We start from the raw sequence: 22465 nt of genomic DNA, 5'->3' as shown, positions 1-22465 counted from the left end.
ATCGCATCAGTCCCGAACTAGTTCTTCACCCTTGTCGACCACGATGGTGAACGGGAACGGGAACTTCATGCCCGCGCGGCGCAGGGCTTCCTTGGCATGCTCGAAGTTCTCCGAGTCGATCCTGACAGTCACCACGCGCTGACCTTCACGCACCCTGGCCGCCGTACCGATCGGCTTCCCGAAGGCCAGTCGCATTCCCTCCTGAACTCTGTCCGCTCCGGCCCCCGTTGCCAGTGGGTTCTCGCGCAGAACATGGTGTGGGTACACTCGGATCTTCAGGTGGTAGTTCTGCCTACCCACGGTCTTGGTCAGGTAACGGTTCGCGGCGACACGGGCCGCCTCGAGCGCGTTGTGCGTGACCTGAGCGCGTTCCCTGGCCACCAGTGACACCTCTACGTCGAAGTCACCCGACGGATTCCCCATGTCGAACTGCCTTATTTTCGGGTCCGGTACTCCCTTGATGTATTCCCTTCGCGTGTACGCCGGACCCTTCCACTCCCGGTAGATCCGGGCTGGACGGTTCACCATCGCTACCTACCCCCCGCCACCCGCTTCGTAGAGGTTTTAAAACGGTAACGTGCCTGCTACGCTTGGGGATGATCGTATGCGTGTTAGCGCCATCACGACCCTTCTAGTAGCAATGGTAGTGACTCCAATCGCCTCGGCTGCGGAACTCCAGGTATCGGTGGATACTGGAACCACATTTACGACGACCGTCGATCCGTCCGCGGGCGCGGGTGTCGACACCGGCGCATCCGATACGACGTCGACGTCCGCGAACGTCACGACAACAGCGCCCCCGGAGTACTACAGTCTCGCCAGCAACCTGACGCAGTCGCTATGTGATGCGTTGTACAACGGCACCGCAGCTGTGATTGATTACCTCCGCGGTCAAGCGTACCACGAGCCAGTACGACCCGAGGACCTAGTAGCCGCCGTAGTACTGTCCTCGTTCAAAGCGCTGCTGAACCAGAAACTGCACGGGGAATCCTTCCAAAAGCCGCTGAACGAGTTTCACCTGGCTCTGGTCCGGTTTATCGGCCCGAACTCGACTGCGATGCAGTTCCTCAGTACGGTGACGGCTGAGCTCCAGGAGAACCTGAAACTGATGATCCGATCGTTCGATCCGATAGCGAGGTTCTACGACGCCATCGACACCGCATCGAAATGTGCTAATAACGACAAAGAGGAAAACGCCTACAGCACCGCCAGGAACGAGTTGGACAACATGGTAACTAACCTGGCCAAATACGTCGCCGACATATTCTGCATGTTCTTATCTAAGGCCTTTCCCTTCGGGCTCCTGTCCTAGAGTCCAGCTTTCCCTCCAATCTCCCCGATTTCGGCCTCCAATATCCCAACGCTTATAACCCGAACATCGTGTGACCGGGCGTGGCCACAACGGCATAGGGGGTGAAAACGTGGAGGACAGTGAGGGCGTCAGGATAGGCGTGTTCGTGTGCCACTGCGGTGTGAACATCAAGGCGTCCGTCGACGTCGAAGAGGTAGTCGAGTACGCCAAGAAGCTGCCCGGCGTCGTGTACGCGACTGACTATCCGTTCTTTTGCGCCGATCCGGGTCAGGAGATCATCCAGGAAGCCATCAAGGAACACGACCTCGATCGAGTAGTCGTGGCTGCCTGTACCCCGAAGATCCACGAGAACACGTTCAGGAACTGTGTCAAGGAGGCCGGGTTGTCACCGTACTACATGGAGATGGTCAACATCCGGGAGCACTGCTCGTTCGTACACATGCAGGAGCCGGAGAAGGCCACGGAGAAGGCCAAGGACCTGATTCGGGCGGCGGTGGAGCGCGCTAAGCGGCTCGAGGACGTACCGACGAAGGAGGTGGAGGTCGAGAACAGCGTCCTCATCATCGGTGGTGGTATCGCCGGGATCCAGGCGGCCCTGGACCTCGCGGATCAGGGATTCAAGGTGTATCTGGTGGAGAAGGAGCCGACGATCGGAGGTAACATGGCGCGGCTGGCGAAGACGTTCCCGACCGACGACTGCGCCATGTGAATCCTGGCTCCGAAGATGGTGCAGGTGGGTAACCATCCGAACATCGAGCTGATCACCTACGCCGAGATCAAGGACGTGGACGGCTACATCGGCAACTTCGAGGTAACGATCGAGAAGAAACCGCGGTACGTGGACGAGGACGCGTGCACGGGATGCGGAGTCTGTGCGGAAGTATGTCCGATCGAGGTGCCCAACGAGTTCGACCTAGGGCTCGGTACCAGGAAGGCGATTTACGTGCCGTTCCCGCAGGCGATGCCGCTGGTGTACACGATCGACGAGGAGCACTGTATCAAGTGCGGCCTCTGCGAAGAGGCGTGCCCGCAGGACCCGCCGGCGATAGACTTCGACCAAAAGCCTGAGGAGATAAGGCTGAAGGTCGGCACGATCATCGTCGCGACCGGTTACGAGGAGTTCGACGCGAGTAAGCTCGAGGAGTACGGCTACGGCAAGTACGACAACGTGATCACTACGCTGGAGCTGGAGCGGATGATCAACCCGGCCGGCCCGACAGAGGGTCACGTGATCCGACCGAGCGACGGCAAGGAGCCGCACAGGATCGTGTTCATCCACTGCGTCGGATCGCGGTGCCCGGGCAAGGAGGAGAAGGGCGAAGCGTACTGCAGCAGGATCTGCTGTATGTTCATCCTCAAGAACGCGCAGCTGATCAAGCAGCACGAGCCGGATGCCGAGGTCTACTGCTGCTACATGGACGTGCGGGCGTTCGGTAAGGGTTACGAGGAGTACTACGAGCGCGCCCAGAAGCAGTTCGGTGTGCGGTTCATCCGAGGTAGGCCGGCCGAGATAGTCGAGGATCCTGAGACCAAGAACCTCATCGTGCGTGTCGAGGACACGCTCACCGGCGAGCCGATGGAGATCGAGGCTGACCTCGTGGTGCTGGGCTGCGGCCTAGTAGCGCCGGAGGAGACGTACTCCAAGCTCGCCGACATCCTGGGCATCGACAGGTCGCCGGACGGGTTCTTTAAGGAGCTACACCCGAAGCTGGAGCCGGTCAGCACGAAGGTTCGCGGCGTCCAGATCGCCGGTGTGGCGCAAGGTCCGAAGGACATCCCGGACACTGTAGCTCAAGCGAAGGGCGCCGCCAGCGAGGCCAGTATCCCGATGTCCCAGGGCAAGGTCGAGATCGAGCTGATCACAGCGACCGTGGACGAGGACGTCTGCGGCGGCTGCGGAGCGTGCGCACAGGTGTGTCCGTTCGATGCCATCGAAATGGTGGAGAAGGAAGGTAAGAGAGTTGCCGAGGTGCAGGACGTGGCCTGTCAGGGCTGTGGACAGTGCGCCGCCGCGTGCCCGAGCGGTGCCATGCAGCTACGCTACTACCGGGATGAGCAGTTGACGCCGCAGATCGAGGCGCTGCTGTCGGAAGCACTCGAGGAGGAAGAAGAGGAGTAACGGAAAGCCTCAAGATCACGAGTCCCCGATGACCCCGCCCCCGAAGGGCGAAAGCCCAGGGGGCGGGGGATGGGGTCTCACGCCCGGCGCGAATCGTTATGGTATTCGTAACAATTTACGGTGTGGGACCGCCGGGTTTTAACGCTTCCTCAGGATCGACACGCCGACACTCCGACAGGGGGTGTCGCCATTGACCGTGCGTGCCGGTGTGATCGGTGTCGGCATGATGGGGTCGCACCATGTCCGGGTGTACCATGAGCTCGAAGAGACGGAGTTAGTGGCGGTTTGTGACGTCAACGAGCGCAGGGTCAAGGAGGTCGCCAAGAAGTACGACGTTAACTGGTACACCGACCATCGGAAGATGCTCCGAGAGGAGAACTTGGACGGCGTCAGTGTCTGCGTCCCGACGAAGTATCACGCGGAAATAGCCGTTGACGCGCTGGAAGCGGGCGTGCACGTTCTCGTCGAGAAACCGATCGCCGATACGATCGAGAACGCCAGGCGCATCATAGACGCCGCTGAGGACCACGGGTTGAAGCTCGCGGTCGGCCATATCGAGCGGTTCAATCCGAGCGTGATGAAAGCTAAGGAGGTAGTCTCGAGGGGTGACTTGGGTGATATCGTAGTCATGTCGGCTAAGCGGGTCGGTCCGTATCCACCCAGGATCCGGGACGTAGGTGTCATCGTGGACCTTGCCGTGCACGACATCGACGTGATGCGCTACTTAGCTGAGACAGATGTGGAAGAGGTGTACGCCACGGCCGGCTCTGCCATCACACGAACTCGTGAGGATTATGCCGAGGTTATGCTCCGGTTCGATGGAGATCCTACTGGACTGATAGAAGTGAACTGGCTCACCCCGTATAAGGAACGGAGGCTAGAGGTGACAGGTCGGGAGGCTATCTTGGAGATTCAGTACATAGAGCAGGAGCTCCGGTTGATGGATCGGGAGGGTGTTAAACGGTTCAATATACGGAAGGAAGAACCCCTGAAACTGGAGCTTCGGGACTTTGCCGAGTCTATATTAGAAAATCGAGATCCCCTCGTCGACGGCGAGGCTGGACTTCAAGCTCTCCGCACGGCCGTGGCGGCCCTCAAGTCTGTGAAGGAGGATCGACCCGTCTCGCTAGAAGAAGTCGAATGACCGAGCTTTCCCCATAACCGACAATATTATAAAACGGGGATCGGCCGGGTCGTCGCGAAACGAAACCGGGGGAGGTTCCCGTGGCGAAGGAGAAGGAGCACATTAACCTCGCGTTCATCGGCCACGTAGACCACGGTAAGTCCACACTGGTCGGTCGATTGTTGTACGACACCGGTGTGATCGAAGACAAGGACCTGGGTGAAGGAGAAGACAAGTTCAGAGTTATCATGGACACGCTCGAGGAGGAGCGGGAGCGAGGTGTAACGATCGACTTAGCTCACACCAAGTTCGAGACCGACAACTACGAGTTCACCATCGTGGACTGCCCAGGACATCGAGACTTCGTTAAGAACATGATTACCGGCGCGAGCCAAGCCGACGCTGCAATCCTGGTAGTGGCCGCGGACGACGGTGTGATGCCTCAGACCAAGGAGCACGCGTTCCTGGCCAAGACGCTAGGTATCGACCAGCTCATCGTGGCAATCAACAAGATGGACCTCGTGGACTACGATGAGGACAGGTACGAGGAGGTCAAGCAGGAGGTCGCCGAGCTCCTAAAGACTATCGGTTACAACGTCGACGAGATTCCGTTCATCCCGATCAGCGCCTTCGAAGGCGACAACGTGGTCGAGAAGAGCGACAACACACCGTGGTACGACGGTCCTACTCTGCTGGAGGCGCTAGACGACTTGGAACCGCCCAAGAAGCCGATTGACAAGCCGCTGCGGATCCCGATCCAGGACGTGTACTCGATCACCGGTGTCGGTACCGTGCCGGTGGGTCGGGTTGAGACAGGAGTACTCGAGGTGGGCGACACCGTCCGGTTCGAGCCGGCCTACACGGCCACCGGAGGACGGAAGGGAGAGGGTGAAGTCAGGAGCATCGAGATGCACCACGAGGAGATCGAGCGCGCCGAGCCGGGCGACAACATCGGTTTCAACGTGAAGGGCGTGGGTAAGAACGACATCAGCCGCGGTGACGTAGCCTGTCACCCCGACGAGCCGGCTACCGTGGTTACGCCGGACGACACCTTCATCGCGCAGATCGTGGTCCTACAGCACCCGAGCGCGATCACCGCAGGTTACACACCGGTATTCCACTGTCACACCGCCCAGGTGGCCTGCAAGTTCGAGGAACTCATCGAGAAGATCGATCCGGCTACCGGTGAGGTAATCGAGGAGAACCCGGACTTCCTGAAGACCGGAGAGGCCGCGAAGGTGCGCATCCGGCCGACGAAGCCGATGGTTATCGAGGAGGTCAGCTTCATCCCACAGCTTGGCCGGTTCGCCATCAGAGACATGGGTCAGACGGTGGCCGCCGGAATGTGCGTGAAGATCGAGAAGGAAGAGTGAGCTTTCTTCCCCTCGAGATAATTCTCTTCCGGGAGGTGTCGTGATGGCCCAGGAAGTACGCCTGCGTCTGTCGAGTACCGATCACCACAAACTCGAGGAGGTCTGTGAGCGGATCAAGAAGGTCGTTGAGGAAACCGGTGCTCAGATGTCTGGTCCCATCCCACTGCCGACTAAACGACTTCTGGTTCCGACACGGAAGTCTCCGGACGGTGAGGGTAAGGCTACTTGGGACAAGTGGGAGATGCGCATTCACAAGCGGTTGATCGATATTAAAGGCGATGAGCGTACGATCCGACGGCTAATGCGTATACACGTCCCCGAAGAGGTGCACGTGGAGATCATCATGAAGTGAACCGATACCCCCGGTCGCAATCGTTAAAGTAACCGTAACGTTGCCCCCGCGTGCGCACCGTCGGGCCCGTGGGAGACCGCGGTTGCGCTTGAGAGTTGGTGATGAAGCCCGCAGTCAGGATTATCGGCTGAGCTCCACGAGCGTTCTCTCCCACGCCGTGAAGGAGGGACACACGGAGCAGCCTAACCTGTAGAACCCGATCTCGTACAGTTCGCTCACGGGTAGACCCAATCGGAACAACGTCCCGAGCACCTCGGCTCCTCCCCACCCTTTCACGGGGTTAACTTCGGGCACGTCGAGCAGACGGTTCCTATGGACTGGCGGCCTCAATCTCCTCCTACGGCTCTCCGCATCTCGATCCCCCACGACCAACAGGACATCTCCCTCCAAATCCTTCAGCACTTTCTTGATCCCGGAAAGCTTCACACCGGTACACCATCGGTTCTCATGGGTAGGCTTCCGCTCCCTCAACCCACGCTCAAACGTGTCGGAAACGTCTACGTGTTTAATATCGACTCCCAACGCTGCTCCGACGTCTTCGACGACGTCTCCTCCCAGGTCGTATCCGGTATCCACGTACACGGCTTCGACGTCTATTCCTAATCGGTCCGCCGTTTCGACGGCTATCGCTAAGCAGCACGTGCTGTCCTTCCCCCCGCTGACCGGCACGAGTAGAATATCGAACTCTCCCGCTACTCCTCCTAGGGAATCCACTGCGTCCTCGAACAGGTTTTCCAGCGTCTCGCAGTTCTCACGGACGAACGCCTTAAGATCGAAGGGTTCCCCGTTCCCGAGCACGCTTACGCTCGGTTCACCCTCGTCCGGCATGAGGATCCTGAGGATCGGCCTACCGGAGGCGTCGTAGAGTACTTCTTCCGGTGGGTTCCCCGGCTTTCGGAGCGAGAAGTACGCACCGTTATGTAACTCCTCCTCCGTTAGCTCAGCGATCGTTTCGGTGAATTTGCCCCACCGAAGCATGGTATCCGCGTCCTGATTCTCGGTCAGTAACCTCCCCCGTCGTAGCTCCGGTACCCGTCTGAAAGCCACGCTCAGGCGCGGGGCGGCACGCCCTAACTCGATACTGTCCACGATCTCGGTCAGCCTGGCGTTCCGGACCTCCGCCTTGCCCACGTTTACCGCCGACCATCCCTCCATCCAAACCACACGCCCACGGCCGGAGTAACTACGCCGGCCCAGAAGGAGTACCTTCCACATCGCGTCGGAATCTTCGAACCGTTCACGCGCTAAACCGACAATCCACGACGGATTGCGTTCACCTCCGAGCGTTTCCACTCTCCACTCCCAGTCCGGGTAATATCGCTCCAATGCCGATTCCACAGCCGACGCATCCTTCCGTGCCCTCACCAGTACGTGCAGGTGCACTCTACCTTCCAACTTTTAACCCCCGGGAGACGCCCCTTCCGACCGGTTATGGGTGTGAGATCGATGGGAGTTCGGTGGGAGCTCGAATGGGAGGGTGAAAAACCGGAAGGTGCCGGAATTCCGCTCTCGAAGTTCTCGAAACGGCTCCCGGACGTAGAGGCCTACAGACATCAGGTTGAGACCGTAGAAGCGTTCGAGAACGGCCACGTTCTACTGACCGCGGGAATGGGTGCTGGAAAAACCGAGGCGGCTCTCGCGGCGATAGAGCACGAACAGACCTTTCCTGCAGTTTTCGTGTATCCGACTAAGGCCCTCGCCCGTGATCAGGCCGAACGGATGATCCAGTACGGCTACGACGTGGTTATCGCCGACGGTGACCACCCGGGATGGCGCGCCAAGATTCAGGAAGCCGAGATCGTCGTTACAAACCCACAGATGATCTGGATTCACGCTCGTCGAGGGCTTCAGTTCTGGGAGTTCCTGACCGACGTCGCGCGGTGCCTCGTGTGGGACGAAGTCCACTTCTACGGTCCCAAACAGGTGAACCTGTTGCTCGGGATCGTTCGCGCGCTCCGGGATCGCCGGCACCTGTTCATGTCCGGAACCGTGGGACACCCGGATTACTTCTGCGGCGAGGTCGAGCGAGCCACCGGTGAGACCTGCACGCACGTCCGCGGTAGGGGGAAGATGGCACCCCGTAAGTTCGTGGTCCGAAATACCGCTAAAATGGCCGATCTCCTGGAAGATATCGCCAGATACGCCCTGGAGGACCCGAAGACGTTGGTATTTTTCAGAACCCGGACACAGGCGGAACACACCTACCAGGTACTATGCCGACGGTACGGACTAGAAGAATACGTCACACTACATCACGGGGCACTCCCCCGGGACGAGCGCCGACGTGCCGAGCGGGAGTTCAAGCGAGGTCGTGCCTCCGTGATGATTACAGTGAAGACGCTCGAGGTCGGCATCGACGTGGGGTCCGTAATTCGAGTCGTGCACTACGGGATCCCCGACCGCGTCTCCGACTTCTGGCAGCGGGAAGGACGTGCCGGCAGGCGCGGTCAGGAGGCGGAGTCCGTGATCTACCCGGCCGACCCTTGGACTTCGTTCGTGACCAAGACTCCGAGGAGATTCCGCGAGGCCTACCTGGAGGGCAAAGTCGAACGCATACTGGCTTACGCCCAGTCGCACTTGGCCGCACCACCTTGGAGTAATCCGACCGAGTCGTTCTACGGGGAAAAGGGATCGTACCGGGTGGTCCGCGAGGACGACTCACGGGCCGTTCTCAGGGACCAAGTCGATCCCGAGGACGTGCCAAGGGCTTGGGCCCCGGGATGCGCGTTCAGGGCCGCCGGCGAGATCTGGGTCGTCAGCGAACCACCCGACCAGAAGACCCTCACCATCCCGGCTGTCCCCGTGGAAGAGTACGATCCCACCGTAGCACAGCTTATTGAGGAAGGTTGGTGGACTTATCCCAGAGTCGAGGTCCACGTCGAGGGAGAGAGGAAGTGCGGAATAGGGTACGTCGAGCTCCGGTGGACGGACACGGTACTCTCGCCTCCCCCGGACGAACCCGAGCGGCCTATCCCGCTGGAGCGTGGTGACATCACGATACGCGTGAAGGCGTACTACATTCGCCTGGAAGACTCGGATTTGAGGAGGAGGGTCGGGACCGATTCGGCCGAACACGCGGTTCACGCCCTCAACTATGCCCTGAAGTTGAAACATGGGGTGCCACTCTCACTCTTGAACCATTACGTCCATTGTCCCGAGGAATCCGACAGAGAGGCCTTCCTGCTGATTTACGAGTCACCGCCGGCAGTGATGCCCATGCTAGAGTGGAAGTCTGCGGTCGAAGAGGCCATCGAGCTGGCCAGGAAGGAAGACCCGCGAAACCTGCGGTTACCTCGTTGTCCCTGGCCCGAGGAGGACGTGGTAACGTTCGAGAGTTCGGTCGAGCGGTACTTGCTCGGAATACTGCGGCTAGTTGAAAAGTTACGGAAAAGGGAAGGGCTACCCGGCGGTGTCGGAGGACAGCCGAAGTATAGGGAGTAGTACCGGCATGGAGCGTCCCAGACCGTTCCTATAACCAACTGATGGGACGTGGCGCGACGTAGCGTTTGGGTTCTCCGTCGGCCGCGCAGTATAAGGTTGTCCACTCCACGAGTGCGGAGTTGCGGCGTAGACACCTCGACCGTCCCTATCTCAGCTGCGATCCCGGGGTGACTTCGGAGTGATATGCGCCACGAATAGTGGGTCGAAAGGGACCCATCAGACGGCCTCATCCGATGGATGGCATCTCGGTGGGGGGAATGTGGGATCGTTCAGGTGAGTACGGAGTGGGTGACTCGACACCTGGATTACGACGGGGAGAAGACCTGGCTGATCGAGTCTCACGGTCCTCCGAGTGATCCCACACCGCCATGCTCGCCGACCTGTCGGCATTGTTATGCCACCCAACTCCCACCGGATGCCCGACGCCGTCTCGTCATCGACGAGTTATCCATGTACCCATCCGATCTGGTGAACCATCCGAAGCTGGAAGACGTGGTTCGCCGGGCGCGCGAGCTTGTGGAAAGCCGAGAGAACCTACCGCTCAAGGTGATAACTTCCGGAAAATTCCTGACGGAGCGAAAGCTCCGGACTCTCCTACGGTACGTCGATCAACTCGACTTCCACCTCCCTTCCACCGATCCATCGGAACGCGCCAAGCTGACCCGGGAGAGCGTCCGCGAAGCCGCACGTGTGTTGGAGCTGGTCCGAAAGGCTGCACGTGAGGTCGATACCGTCGCTAACGTCGTGGCCGTACCCGACTACAACTTGAACTCCCTACCCATGATCCTACGGGATCTCGACGACTGGGACTTCCGTAAGTGCGTGGTGATTCCGGTCGGGGTCACTAGGTACAACCGGGAAGGTATTCGGCCCCCCACGTCCGATGAAATTCGGTTCCTGTGGGAGATGTGCCGACGGATGGATCGCGAGTTGGACCTCGACGTGGTCCCCTGCGACAGTCTGGTCCCGTTAGAGGAATATTTGGAGATTCTAAACGATCTGGCGTCACAATGCGCCGAAGCCCTCGGCGGCGTCGACTCTAAGATAGGACTGATTACCGGCGAGATGTTCGGACTTGTCATCGAGGAATTATGTCGGACTACGAACGAGAAGCTGAGGTGTGAAGTCCTAGAACCTGTAACAGTGGAAAATCGATACTTCGGCGGTAACATCGGGTGCGCCGGACTACTCACGGGTGAGGACATCCTCCGAGAACTTGAGCGTAGGGATCTAGACGTGGCCATCGTGCCGCGGATATCCGTGGAACTCGGATCGTTCATCGACGGCGTCACGATCTTCGAGGTGTCACTACACGCCGGGTGTGAGATCGTGGTCGGACCGGAACGATTGGAGGATCTGCCCGACGTGCTTGCCGAGATTCCTCACCAGTGACCGTATGACGTCGGATCATCGCTACTATCGGGGGTGCGAACGAAAGGGCCGCTAACAACCCCATCGGTACGCTCACGGGTCCGAACGTCCCGGTCAATGTGTGGAGGACTACGAGGAACGAGGAGGCGTAAAGGGTGCGGTACACGAGAAGCAGACGTAATCTGCGGATTCCTATCAGGTGCGCCCGGAGTGCGATGTGGGAGGGAAGCATGAGTGTGGGGAGTGAGAACCATCGGACGATCGGCACCGCCGGCCCGTACTCGGTCGAGAGAACTACCGGTGCGAGGCTGGCGCACGTGAAGATCGCTATGGCTGCCGCGATACCCGCCGGGACTAGGTATCTGCGCAATCCTCTGAACGCCAGCTCTTCCTCATCCGCCCCGACTTCGAGTGTTATCGGCTGCACGAACGCTTCCAACGTCAGAGCCGCGAACTTGTAGGCCGCCAACTCTAAACCGAGGTCATCACAAACAAGTTCCGTCCAGCGGCGAGGAGGAACGGTTCCATGACCCTCGTCACAGGAGACGTACACAATGCCAACAGGCCTAAGGCGGCCCACGGATCCGACACAGTACGGAGCTTCTCCGGTACGGGTAGTATGGTGATGACCGTCAGCATCGCAGAAGCGGCCGCGAGGGATAGCGTCAATGAGACTATCACAGCCGAAACGCACAAGGAGGCGCGCTCCCCCTCCCCAAGACCCAACAGCTCGGTAGAACACGCGAGGGCGACCGCCTGATGGATTGGGTCGGCTAGGAATCCCGCCAAGTTGATCAGAAGCACGAGCCTCCCGAACTGCTGAGGACCCATGATCTTAGGTAGCACGATCCAGAAGAGGACCTGGATCGTACTGATCAGGGCATACTCAGTGAACATCGCCGCCAAGTTGCGCTCGAATCTTCCCATCGTGAGTATCCCCATGAGTCGAATGTGGGGGCCAGTCCGTGCACGACACGTTGGTGGCGCTCGTAGCGTCAGCACCCGCGACCCTCGCCGCGTGCGCCGTCTTCAGGTTCCTGGACGGGCCGCTCTACGAGCCCGTTCGGGGAGGTACACCGAGGGGCGTCGGCGTCGTCCCCGCCCTAATATACGCGTATTTGGCACCCCTAACCTACGGCGTCCCGGTCGTGACCCATGCCGTACTGGGGTTCGTGGACGACGCGCTCGGTAGGACCCACACGAGGTTCGGTGTCGAGGTGGGTCATCTTGCCAGAGGTACCGCTATGTTGTTAGCTTTCGGGTGGTGTTGGTGGAAGTTCCATCCAATCACGGGGCTTGTGACGGGGTTCCTCCCGCAACCCGCCAACATCGTCGACATGCAACCGCGCGCGTTCACCTTCGCCGCACTTACCGCTACCGTCGCGACCATCCCGTGGTGGAACCACACCTTAGTCTCCGTCGCCTGGGCTGCGCTCGTACCCTATGTCCTGCTGGACTTGAAGGGTCGCACGATGCTCGGGGACGCGGGGAACGCCTCGGTAGCTACTGCACTTCTGCTCGCGTGCACTCGAGGAGACCCAATAGGTGCCGTCGCTTTCCTTACCTCCTTCACCCTGGCCGGGGCGTTCTACCGGTTCAAGGTGGAACCCAGGCTCCGTGAGTATATGGAGGATCGACTCGGGATCGAGGACCCAACGTTCATGGACGCCGTATGGGACGTACTTACGGGAGGGGCGTTGATGGACCTTATCAAGGTGAAGACCTTCGGCCGCACCGAAGTGCCGGAGTGCAGTCGCTTGGCGCGGCTTCTCGGCTACCGCCGGCTCGTCCTCATCGGGCGCTCTACCGTCGGAGAACGAGTGCGGCGGTGACCCGGCACGGTTCACCTCATCCCTAGGTTGAACCGCCTTCACGAGCCCATCCGCGTCCGGGCGCTGTCGGCGGTCCCCAGATCGTTTAGGGCTCATCGGCACCATCGGTGAGCACACGGGAGAACCGGTTTTAATGACCTCGAACAACTCATTAGGTGCACCTAACCGGGGTGAATGCCTTGTCCGGAAACGAATCGCATGAAGAGGGTCATCCGCACCACCCGTCTCGAAGGGAGCTAGAGAAGCGCCTCAAGAAGGAACGCGAAGCCATCGAGAAGAACCTGGAGAGCGTTGAGCACGTCCTGGTCATCATGAGCGGTAAGGGTGGCGTGGGTAAGACCACCGTCTCGGTGAACCTCGCGCTCGCGCTGGCCGAGGATGACGACGTGGGTATCCTCGACTTGGACATCCACGGACCGAACGTGCCGGAGCAGCTCGGGGTCACAGAACCCCCGAAGGGAACACCCGCAGGACTGTTCCCGCTCTCAGGCTACCGTGACGTGAAAGTCATGTCCATCGGCACCATGCTGGAACGTGAGGACCTCCCCGTCCTATGGCGTGGGCCGCGCAAGTCGGGCTTCATCCGAGAGATTCTCGTCAAGACGCGCTGGGGCGACCTGGACTACCTAATCGTCGATATGCCCCCCGGGACAGGTGACGAGGTCATGACGGCGCTGCAGATGCTTCCCGAGGACGCCCGTAACGTACTCCTGGTCGCAAGTCCAGAGTCCCTGTCGTTCTCCGACGTCGTGAAGGCCGGTGAAGCCGTCGATAAGCTGAAGGGCGAGTTGGTCGGGATCGTCAGTAACATGCACGGGATCGTCTGCCCAGAGTGCGGGAGCACGATCGAGTACTTCTCGGACGATTACTCGGAGAAGCTCGCGGAGAGGTTCGACACCGAGGTCCTCGCTCGGATACCACTCGACCCAGAGGCGAAGCGGAAGGCTGAGGAGGAAGGTAAACCGTTCGTCATCGCCGCCCCCGACTCGCGAGTCTCCGAGGCGTTCTCCGAGCTCGCCGAGACTGTTCGTGACCGCATCTGAGGGTGCGTCCGAGTACCCTTCCACCCTCCGGTAGGATATCTTCCGATCGACGTGCGAGTCATCAGTGGGGGTCCGTACCTCCTCGTCGCGGAGCGCGTGCTCGGCCCCGAGTGCCCTCATCACCGCGTCAGAGGCGGCTATACCTCCTCATCGCACTCCACGCGTTCCACCGTTTCGACCAGTCGGCAGAGCCTTCGGTTCCGGACCACGATCACCCTCGGACGAAAACGCGAGTAGTAAGCTTCCCACAGCGCTAGTGCCAACCTCGGCTGCGCCCCACCACCTACGTCGATGAATACCGCGTCCACGCGCTCCGTCCGTTTGAGTACTTCCCCCAGCTCGAACCCGTCCTCGCACAGGACGATGACGTTATCCAACCCACGTACGCACTCCTTCAACCGTTCGAACATCTCCTCCGACTTCTCGAAGGCTATCACCAGCCGGGCGTTGCGGGCCAATCTGACTGTAGTATCACCAGCGGCGGCGCCGACTTCTACCACCACGTCTTCCGGCCTTACGAGTTCCTCGGCCAGCTCTCGGTATCTCCTCACGTCGAACACAATGTAGGAGCTGGTCACGTCGGCCCCTTGCGTCCTCCGTTATACCGGTTAAGCTTCTGTCGCCCGGTTAGCCTCTCGTGATCTGTTGAACGGGCACGAAGTCAGGACTCTTCCGGTATTTCCGAGAGATCCACGAGTACGTTCCCACTAACATACTGGCTTCTTAACCCTCAGTCAACGGTCTGAAGGATTCTCCGAGCACGATCCGGCCCCCGTATCCCCTCGCGAGAATACCATTCGGTGGTAAGTGACCTACGGCGATATATCGGATTCTCTCCGACAACAGACGCACAAATAGCGTCGTACCGGCCGAGTAGCGCTCGGACTCTAAAGTCGCACAAATTCGGACGCAGGTCATGACGCACCACGAGGTATGAGCACTGCTAGCGTTCCATACGTAAACTGTACATAAACCGTATGTCGTACATGCGTGGGTAACACGACGACTGTCGAATTGTAGTCCGCAAGATACCACACCGCTTTTCAACGATCATGAGTAATCCACGCACAAAATATATGTGATATACGTGAAAAATCCAACTGCCCCTCCGATAGGTAGATGCTGTCGAGAGGAGTCAAGTCTAGAGAATCATGGCTCGAAGGAGGCGGCCCTCTCGAGGGCCGCCATGACGTTCAGGGCGGTTAGATCTTCCCACGGTCGCGCGATCACCTGAACACCGCACGGCACCCGGTCGCCATCTACGTTAATCGTGTTGAACGGCACGCTTCCGGCCGGACACCCCGCCAGGTTAGGGATCACGGTCAGCACGTCGTACCTGTACATCTCACGGACGTTCAACTCCTCTCCGATACGGTGTGGGGGCTTCGGCACCGTCGGCCCTAGCAACGCGTCGTATCCCTCTAACGCCTTCAACAGTCTGCGTCGGATCCACGTCCTGGCCCTCATCGCCCGCTCGTAGTATTGACCTCGAACCTCCTGCCGGCTGATCGCAGCTCCAGCCACGATTCTCCTGAGAACTTCTTCCCCGCATACATGCTCGATCCTACGGCCGTACCTCCGTCCGTCGAACCGACGCGTCGCCGAGAAGAACTCCACGTAGTTGATCACGTAATACGTGGGTAGCGCTACGTCGACGAGCTTTCGACCTAAGCTCACCTCCTCGACGGTGGCCCCGGCCCGCTCCAGGGCACGGGCCGCTTCCCCGGCGACCTCCGCTATCTCCGGCTCCGAGACCTCGAGGAACTCCCTCACGAGACCGATGCGCATTCTTTCCACTTCTTCCGGGTCCAACAGCTCCGAGAACCTGGGGACCTCGGCATTCCTCACGGTTCCCTCGACGTCCTCATCCGGGCCCGCTATCACCTCCAGCAGCAGTGCGGCGTCCTCAACGGTTCTGGTGATAGGCCCGATTTGATCGAAGCTCATGGCTAAATCGATAAGACCCTGCCTCGGGACCAGACCGTAAGTGGGCTTGAATCCGACCACACCGCAGTGTGATGCTGGATTCCGAACCGACCCACCCGTGTCCGAACCTAAGGCAGCGTCGCAGAGTCCCGCCGCCACGGCCGCGGCGCTCCCGGAGCTCGACCCGCCCGGAATGCGCCCCGGACACCTCGGGTTATCGGTCGGTCCGTGACACGAGGTCTCGCCCGAGGAACCGGCCGCGAACTCGTCCATGTTCGCAATGCCGATAACCGCGGCACCGGCTTCCTTGATCCTTCGCACTACCGTCGCGTCGAACGGAGCCCGGTACCCCTCCAGTGTCTTGGACGCGCAGTCGCACGGCATCCCCTCCACGTTGATGTTGGCCTTGACGGCTATGACTACACCAGCGAGCGGGCCCTCAGACCTGACATCCCGGGGCGCTTCCTCATTAACGTGGGTCAATGCATTTATATCCGGGTTCACCTTGTCGATTTCTTCGAGATATCCATAGATCCGCTCCGACGGGTCGACGCGGCCCGATTCGACGTTCTTTGCGACTTCCCTCAGCATCGTTCCTCCCCGCGGGGTGAGCGGTTGAACGGTAAGTGGGTCCTACCGCTCGCACTCCTAATCACCCTTATAGGTTCCACCTCCGCTGCGCCCACGGTGATCTTAGACGAATCACACCTCGTCGTGTTCAAAGTACCAACACCAAGCGACCAGATTGCCGAAAAAGGTCTGTTCGATAAACCAGGGTATTCTATTCCATGCAGGGACGAAAAAGATAAAGAAAAATACGAAGAAGAATATGCGAACTACAGGTTTCCAGCCTGCGTATACTGGGTGCCGTACTTCTCACTTCTGTCCTACATGAACTCCGAAGGTAGGATCCACGTGTTCCCGGCAGTTACTCGTGGTTCACCTCTTGATGTTATGGGAATCGCCGACAACGTGTTCCGCGCCCTCCCGTCTTCGGCTAGGATCGATGTAGACTTGTCCCATGGTTATGACCCACTGGACTTATCCCGATCGTTAGACTACGATCACCTAATTACGATAGTATCGGAATACGATCCCATGGCAATATCATCCGCACTGGCGCTCAAATGGGACGCGGTTCGAGAACTACTGAAGCGATCGCACGACGTCGATCCTAGTAAGGTCGGCGTGGTCGTGGTTTTCATGGCGAGGGCGACCGTCACTTCTCCTGAGGCGGTCAAAGACGTGTTGATACCCCTAGTCCCGGGAGCGAACGTGATCAATCCAGCAGGTCCGTGGCAGGACATTCCGGACCCACAAGACGATCCATTCTATCGGCTCTACGCGAACTCCGACCTCGTCATAGTCGTCTATAAGACCGAAGCGTTCAAGGTCTTATTCGACGAGTTCAACGATGCAGTGGGTTTCAGTGGTGATGTCGTCTACGTCCGTGCCTCTTCGAGAATAATGTCCGGGGCCCCGGCAGTGATCTTCAACGTCCCTCGAAGAGAGAATTGGAGGCAAGCACGAATGTTCGAGCCGTGGCCCAGTTCGCTATACTTGGGTGCTCTCTACGGACTCCCTATAGCGTGGGCGGCGGAGGACTTACGCCTTGAAGGTTGCAGATGGGAAGGTGTGATCATCGTGGGGCCACCCGCAGAGGGTGCTATGTACTGGGATATTACGTCGGAGTTCACCTCAGTATTGCCGGAAATTTTAGGTGCCGATCAACACGTTTTCCTATCGTATATGACGCTGACCGACCAATGGAACAACTCGATCCAAGTTGGAACACCAAACTTCTACGCCGCGCTTCCATGCTGTGGTTTTTACCCATGGGACCTCTCAGGGATAGACCTCACCACCAGCACCTTACTGTTCAACTCCGGCTACCTGCTGTCCACTTACAATCTCATTTTGTCCGACGACCATTGGTTTGGGTGGGGACTGGTCGGACCGTACGTAGTGTCATTTGAGGGCACAAAGAGGGGCGATCCTCTAGCTTACACTTGGTACGCGTTAGCGTCCGGGTTCTGTGAGTGGGCTTGGGATTGGTACTCGAGTTTCGGTAGGATCCCGGACCAACTGTACGACGTCGAAGTCGTGGTCGTCGGTCTCGAGGGTATTTTCGCGCTAGCTAGAGGACTCATTCTAGGTGGTGTGGAAAATACTCTCCACTACGAGAAATACAGGTTCGGAGTGTTCTTCGGGTACCCGATCCCATCTCGGAAGACCCCAGACGTGATACAGTTCGAGGTGAACGCTCCGAACAGGCACTATACCGTGATTATGGGTAGGGGTAATGGTAGAATACCTACGGTCCCGTTCATGCTGGCGCAATCCGGTGACGTTTACGCTATCCTAACCCTTCAACCGTTACCATCGAATCCGAGTCCAATCAATAACAACGGTATCAACAGGGTGGTGCCGATATGGATATTCGTGCCGTTGCTACGATCACATCGATTATCCTCGGACTGACGGTCCCGGCCAGCGCTCACGTTTACGTCGTGGTGAACGTACCCGACCAAGTGATGACCAAAGACAGCTGGATTAGAGTGTTCGTCACCGCGGCGTCGATGGACAGGGAGTGGGCAGGTGGTAACGTGCCTTCCGTCATCCCGATCGCCGTTCAGGGTAAGCTCGATCGACTCACGCTGGACTTGATGTCGAGGGTCGGGCCGTCCAGCCACGTCCTCACGTACAGGTTCCCAGCGACCCATCCAGGTTGGTCAGAGTTGCCGGACGATCTTGAGGCGGCTTGCGTACGACTTGTGGACGTGGCGATAAAATCCGGGGTCCCGTTGAAGTTCCTACTGTGTTTGGATCCAGACTCAGACTTCGTTCCCGGGCTTGAACTGGCACCTATCGTTGCAAAACAGTTAGGTGCCATTGTATGGGGTAATCCGCTGACGTACGCGTCCAGCTTCAACGTCCCTGTACTCACGTTGGACGAGTACCTCCGCAACCCGGAATACGACTTCAGTAGTGACCTATCTATCAGGGCTGTTGCGGTCGTCCAACCGCTCGTGAAACCTAGCGGTCCGTACAAATCTCAACCGTTCGATCCGATCACCTTGGCCGCCGTACAGTTCGCCTGTATGAGACCGGCGTTGGTGGCGTTCGTACAACCCAGTGAGAAGACGGACATCGATACCATTGTACGTAGGGTACGTGAGAGGTTCTTGTCCGCGTACGGTAAGGAGCTCAAGGGACTCAAAGACGTGGAGTATGTGGTCTCGTTCGGATCGTTGTTACTGGGAGATCCTAGGTTGAGAGTCGGTGTGGCGTGTTTCCCGTTCCACGGTATCCCGGGGTTCCTTGCGGCCAATAAGATGATCGTTTCCACGCATCTTCACGGTAAGGCGTCACCGCTCGCTGTCTTCGACCCAACAGGATCGCTGTCAGTTTACAAGGGTGACCTGAACAACTCACTCGGTTCCGCCAACGTGAAGTGGCTATCCGTTCCGGACGTTCCATCCCTGAACTGCGAGCTCAGGGGATCAGCGTGCGCAATAGTGAACATCGCAGGCTCTGGGAGCGTGTTGGGGACAGAGTTCCTGAGGGCCCTGGATTCACAGTGTAGGAGCGTCCTGTTCGTGTGTGCCGATCCCAACTCGATTGCCAAGGTTGTGGACGTGTACGCGACCCCGAACGGTTTCCCGAAGTTCCGGGCTGTCGTTGCCTTCCGGGATCCCGCGGGAGCCATCATGGCGTATCTCTTCGCGGCTTCCGGCGTCGAATTGGGTCGGGCCGTAGTGTGGGCTACATGGGAACTCGAGCTACTACGGGGCTACGTCGACGTCAGTCCGGGCTACCTACTCGTCGGGGACCCGTTCTACCGGTTCGAAAGGACACTCGACTACCAGCCACCACGTGTGCCGGAAGGGAAGGATTTGAGCATCAAACTTCCCAAAGCGTTCATGGTGCCGGTGGACGGGTACAGGCTAGTTCCGTTGGTGTTACCGGCGTTCGTCACTGGGATAACGAGGATACCGAGAGATCCCTACTCCACGGTGCTCGCGGACGGAACCGACTTCGAAATCGAGAACTTAGGCCCGAACCGTTACTCCGTCACCGGTATCCTGATACACCCAACTGGGATCCGGGACGTGTACGTGCTAACGTTGAACGAATCCGATAAGTACCATGTCAGCGTCACGCTGGAGTTCGTCACGCGTTCTCCGACGCCTCACCCTCAGAACTGGGGGAAACCAACTTGCGGGATCGCGGTCACGTTAGCGTCGTTGCTGGTGGTCAGTGGGGCGACGAGGGTAAGGGTAAAATCGTTGCGTACTTAGCCGTTCAGGACGAGCCTAAGGTTATAGCGCGTGCGGGCGTCGGTCCCAACGCCGGTCACACCGTTCGTGTGGACGGTGAGGATTACGGTCTACGACAGATCCCGTGCGGCTTCCCACATGAGGAGGCCGATCTTGCCGTAGGGCCCGGGGTCCTCGTTAACCCGGATGTGCTCTTGGATGAAGTCGAGCGACTGTCCCGTTTCAAAGTCGGTGATAGACTGGTCGTGGACGAAAAGTGTGCGATAATCGAGCCTAAGCACATCGAGTCCGAGCGCGCTTCCAAGCATCTCTCTGACGAGATCGATACGACCGGCACCGGCTGCGGGCCGGCGAACGCGGACAGGACACTACGGAAGGCGAAGCTGGCCCGGGACGTTGACGATCTCTCGGAGTTCCTCGGCGACGTCCCGGGGTTGGTGAACGATGCGATAGACGAGGGCGATGACGTGCTAATCGAAGGTACTCAGGGGTTCGGTCTATCCCTCTACCATGGGGTAGATTATCCCTACGTCACCAGCAAGGATACCACCGCGAGCGCCTTCGCTTCCGACGTCGGCGTCGGTCCGACGAGGATCGATGATGTGTACGTGGTGTTCAAGGCGTACGCGACCAGGGTCGGGAAGGGACCGTTCCCTACGGAGTTATCCCGAGAGGAGGTGACTGAGAAGTTCGGCGAAGAGATCTTGGAAGTCGAGCGCGGTACAGTCACGGGTCGGCCACGACGTATAGGTGAGTTTGATTTCGAGATGGCCAAGCGTGCGTGCGTTATCAACGGTGCTACTCAGGTCGCGATCACGTGCATCGACAGGAGGTTCCCCGACGCTGCGGAGGCCGAGACTTGGCACGAGCTTCCCACCGAAGCGAAGAAGTTCATCGAGAAGGTGGAAGAGGCCGTCGGAGTACCGGTGACGATAGTTTCCACGGGACCGGAACTGGAGCACACGGTGGATCTAAGGTAGTTCGTCCAGGATCCGCCGGACCCTATCGCTAACGGGCACTTCGACCACCTCGAACAGTTCCCTTTCCTCCACCGGAGCCGTCGCGTCGAACACAGCTTTCGCCATGATACCTTCTTCTGCCGACGGGTCGAGGGTGGACCCGAGACCCCTCACCACATGCAGGTCGCGATCCGCTTGAAACCTCGTCGCGAGTGCGTACTCGACTTGTTCCGGGTCGTCCGGGTCCACGTCTTCGTCCACGACCACCACGTGCTTCAGGCTCGGATGGGCCGCCAGCGCGGCGAGGCCCGCGTTCGTGGCCTCACCTTCAGTGCGTTTCCGTATCGATACCACCGCGTGGAGCCACCTTCCCCCGCCCGGAGTCAGTCTGACCTTGACCACTTCCGATACCCGAGAGACGTGAGCGAGGATCGTGGCCTCGGCGGGACCGCCCATCATGATCCTGTGTTCCTCTCCGCCTGGAAGGATGATCGGGTGGTACGGATCCTCTCGAGTGTACACTTTCTCGACCTCGAAGACGGGTTCGTGACGCCGCTCGTCCAGAGTGCGCGTCACGTCCACGAAGGGTCCTTCTGGGGCGTGCTCTGGTGTCAATCTGCCTACCATAACGATCTCGCTCTCCGCTGGTATCGGGATATCGTAGTCGACCTCGTACACCCGGAGATCCTCCCAGAACGCCGCCGCGACGTCCAGCTCGCTAACCTCGTACGGTACGCGGGCGCAGCACGCGAACATCGTCCGCGGGTCCACACCCAGGCATACCGCTATCGGTAGGTCGTTGTCGGCTTTCTCGTAGTACCGATGAAGGTGTCGTGGGACGATTCGTACCGCGAACTTGCCGTCACCGAGGTACATCATCCTGTGTACGGACGCGTTGGGGATTCCTTCCTCGGGCTCGACCGCGACGATCAGGGACGCCGTGAGGTAGGGACCACCGTCGGTCCGGTAGAACCGGCACATCGGGAACTCTTCCAGGAACTCTGGTCCACGCTCGACCTCGAGAAACGACGGGGAGCGTTCTCTCCTCGGCTCCTTCGGGGAGTCCATGGCTTCCGCGAGTTTCCAAAGGACATCGTCCCAAGACTCCGCTCCCATCGCCCTTACCAAGTACTCCCGACGACAACATAGGTTACCCACCAGCGGGATGTCGTAGCCTTCAACGCCCTCGAACACTATCGGTCTATCGAGTTCCTGGAGAACCGCCGGTACCTCGTATTCAGGTGATAACCACTCTTCGATTACTACTAGGTCATCTTCCACGTATCTCAGGAAATCCCTCAACGCGGCGCCCCCGGGGGATGAAGACAAAGTCC

General features: G+C 59.1%; 19 protein-coding genes. 12 read left to right on the top strand and 7 right to left on the bottom strand.

Annotated elements, in window-relative coordinates; all coding sequences use genetic code 11:
• Positions 1-6 precede the first annotated feature (6 nt).
• Positions 7-528, bottom strand: a complete 522-nt coding sequence (locus BW919_RS02335; RefSeq protein WP_088335414.1) for a 50S ribosomal protein L16 — start codon at positions 526-528, stop codon at positions 7-9.
• A gap of 76 nt (positions 529-604) precedes the next feature.
• Between BW919_RS02335 and BW919_RS02330 the strand changes: the two genes are divergently transcribed.
• From BW919_RS02330 to rpsJ, 5 genes are all read left to right on the top strand, one after another.
• The gene (locus BW919_RS02330; protein ID WP_088335412.1) at positions 605-1312 is read left to right on the top strand and encodes a hypothetical protein; all 708 of its coding nucleotides are present in this window, start codon (positions 605-607) and stop codon (positions 1310-1312) included.
• A 109-nt stretch (positions 1313-1421) separates the two neighbouring features.
• The gene (locus BW919_RS02325) at positions 1422-3431 is read left to right on the top strand and encodes a CoB--CoM heterodisulfide reductase iron-sulfur subunit A family protein (protein ID WP_088335410.1); all 2010 of its coding nucleotides are present in this window, start codon (positions 1422-1424) and stop codon (positions 3429-3431) included.
• Between the two features lie 196 nt (positions 3432-3627).
• Positions 3628-4575 carry a UDP-N-acetylglucosamine 3-dehydrogenase gene (locus tag BW919_RS02320; protein ID WP_232452929.1) on the top strand — a complete coding sequence of 316 codons (948 nt, stop codon included), beginning with the start codon at positions 3628-3630 and terminating at the stop codon, positions 4573-4575.
• A gap of 80 nt (positions 4576-4655) precedes the next feature.
• A complete protein-coding gene (gene tuf, locus BW919_RS02315) occupies positions 4656-5927 on the top strand; it encodes a translation elongation factor EF-1 subunit alpha (protein ID WP_088335406.1) in 1272 nt (423 codons plus the stop codon).
• A 43-nt stretch (positions 5928-5970) separates the two neighbouring features.
• Complete coding sequence (rpsJ, locus tag BW919_RS02310; RefSeq protein WP_088335404.1) at positions 5971-6279, top strand: 30S ribosomal protein S10; 309 nt, start codon at positions 5971-5973, stop codon at positions 6277-6279.
• Positions 6280-6399: 120 nt separating this feature from the next.
• Here rpsJ and BW919_RS02305 read toward each other — a convergent pair whose 3' ends face one another.
• Positions 6400-7674, bottom strand: a complete 1275-nt coding sequence (locus BW919_RS02305) for a phosphoadenosine phosphosulfate reductase family protein (RefSeq protein WP_088335402.1) — start codon at positions 7672-7674, stop codon at positions 6400-6402.
• A gap of 51 nt (positions 7675-7725) precedes the next feature.
• On the opposite strand from BW919_RS02305, the gene BW919_RS02300 reads away from it, so the two are divergent.
• Together BW919_RS02300 and BW919_RS02295 are read left to right on the top strand one after the other, a co-directional pair.
• Positions 7726-9720, top strand: a complete 1995-nt coding sequence (locus BW919_RS02300; protein ID WP_198324642.1) for a helicase-related protein — start codon at positions 7726-7728, stop codon at positions 9718-9720.
• A 273-nt stretch (positions 9721-9993) separates the two neighbouring features.
• Positions 9994-11112 (top strand): DUF512 domain-containing protein, encoded by a 1119-nt coding sequence (locus tag BW919_RS02295; protein ID WP_157665911.1) that lies wholly within the window; start codon positions 9994-9996, stop codon positions 11110-11112.
• Here BW919_RS02295 and BW919_RS02290 read toward each other — a convergent pair.
• Together BW919_RS02290 and BW919_RS02285 are read right to left on the bottom strand one after the other, a co-directional pair.
• On the bottom strand, positions 11009-11560 hold the full coding sequence (locus BW919_RS02290) for a hypothetical protein (RefSeq protein ID WP_088335396.1): 552 nt from the start codon (positions 11558-11560) through the stop codon (positions 11009-11011). The genes BW919_RS02295 and BW919_RS02290 overlap by 104 nt on opposite strands.
• A 2-nt stretch (positions 11561-11562) precedes the next feature.
• Positions 11563-12018, bottom strand: coding sequence for a hypothetical protein (locus BW919_RS02285; RefSeq protein ID WP_088335394.1), 456 nt, complete (start codon positions 12016-12018; stop codon positions 11563-11565).
• Between the two features lie 38 nt (positions 12019-12056).
• On the opposite strand from BW919_RS02285, the gene BW919_RS02280 reads away from it, so the two are divergent.
• Both BW919_RS02280 and BW919_RS02275 read left to right on the top strand, forming a co-directional pair.
• A complete protein-coding gene (locus tag BW919_RS02280; RefSeq protein ID WP_088335392.1) occupies positions 12057-12923 on the top strand; it encodes a hypothetical protein in 867 nt (288 codons plus the stop codon).
• 179 nt (positions 12924-13102) lie between these two features.
• Positions 13103-13966, top strand: a complete 864-nt coding sequence (locus BW919_RS02275) for an Mrp/NBP35 family ATP-binding protein (RefSeq protein WP_088335390.1) — start codon at positions 13103-13105, stop codon at positions 13964-13966.
• Between the two features lie 137 nt (positions 13967-14103).
• Here the strand turns inward: BW919_RS02275 and BW919_RS02270 are convergent, their stop codons facing one another.
• Together BW919_RS02270 and BW919_RS02260 are read right to left on the bottom strand one after the other, a co-directional pair.
• Positions 14104-14544, bottom strand: a complete 441-nt coding sequence (locus tag BW919_RS02270) for an rRNA adenine N-6-methyltransferase family protein (RefSeq protein WP_088335388.1) — start codon at positions 14542-14544, stop codon at positions 14104-14106.
• Positions 14545-15115: 571 nt separating this feature from the next.
• On the bottom strand, positions 15116-16483 hold the full coding sequence (locus tag BW919_RS02260; RefSeq protein ID WP_088335384.1) for an amidase family protein: 1368 nt from the start codon (positions 16481-16483) through the stop codon (positions 15116-15118).
• 24 nt (positions 16484-16507) lie between these two features.
• Between BW919_RS02260 and BW919_RS02255 the strand changes: the two genes are divergently transcribed.
• From BW919_RS02255 to BW919_RS02245, 3 genes are read left to right on the top strand one after another with little or no spacing between them, the layout of a single operon-like run.
• Complete coding sequence (locus BW919_RS02255) at positions 16508-18373, top strand: hypothetical protein (RefSeq protein ID WP_088335382.1); 1866 nt, start codon at positions 16508-16510, stop codon at positions 18371-18373.
• Positions 18325-20193 carry a hypothetical protein gene (locus BW919_RS02250; protein WP_088335380.1) on the top strand — a complete coding sequence of 623 codons (1869 nt, stop codon included), beginning with the start codon at positions 18325-18327 and terminating at the stop codon, positions 20191-20193. Before BW919_RS02255 ends, BW919_RS02250 begins: the two co-directional genes overlap by 49 nt.
• Positions 20112-21152, top strand: coding sequence for an adenylosuccinate synthetase (locus tag BW919_RS02245; protein ID WP_088335378.1), 1041 nt, complete (start codon positions 20112-20114; stop codon positions 21150-21152). Before BW919_RS02250 ends, BW919_RS02245 begins: the two co-directional genes overlap by 82 nt.
• Here BW919_RS02245 and BW919_RS02240 read toward each other — a convergent pair.
• Entirely contained in the window at positions 21144-22433 is a 1290-nt protein-coding gene (locus tag BW919_RS02240; protein ID WP_157665909.1) for a UbiD family decarboxylase, read from the bottom strand. The two genes, BW919_RS02245 and BW919_RS02240, sit on opposite strands and share 9 nt — an antisense overlap.
• Between the last annotated feature and the right edge of the window lie 32 nt (positions 22434-22465).

It is taken from the genome of Methanopyrus sp. KOL6 (assembly GCF_002201915.1).
Lineage (GTDB): Archaea > JAADCQ01 > Methanopyri > Methanopyrales > Methanopyraceae > Methanopyrus.
Note: the sequence above shows the minus strand (reverse complement) of the source record. Positions and strands in the feature narration are given on the sequence as shown.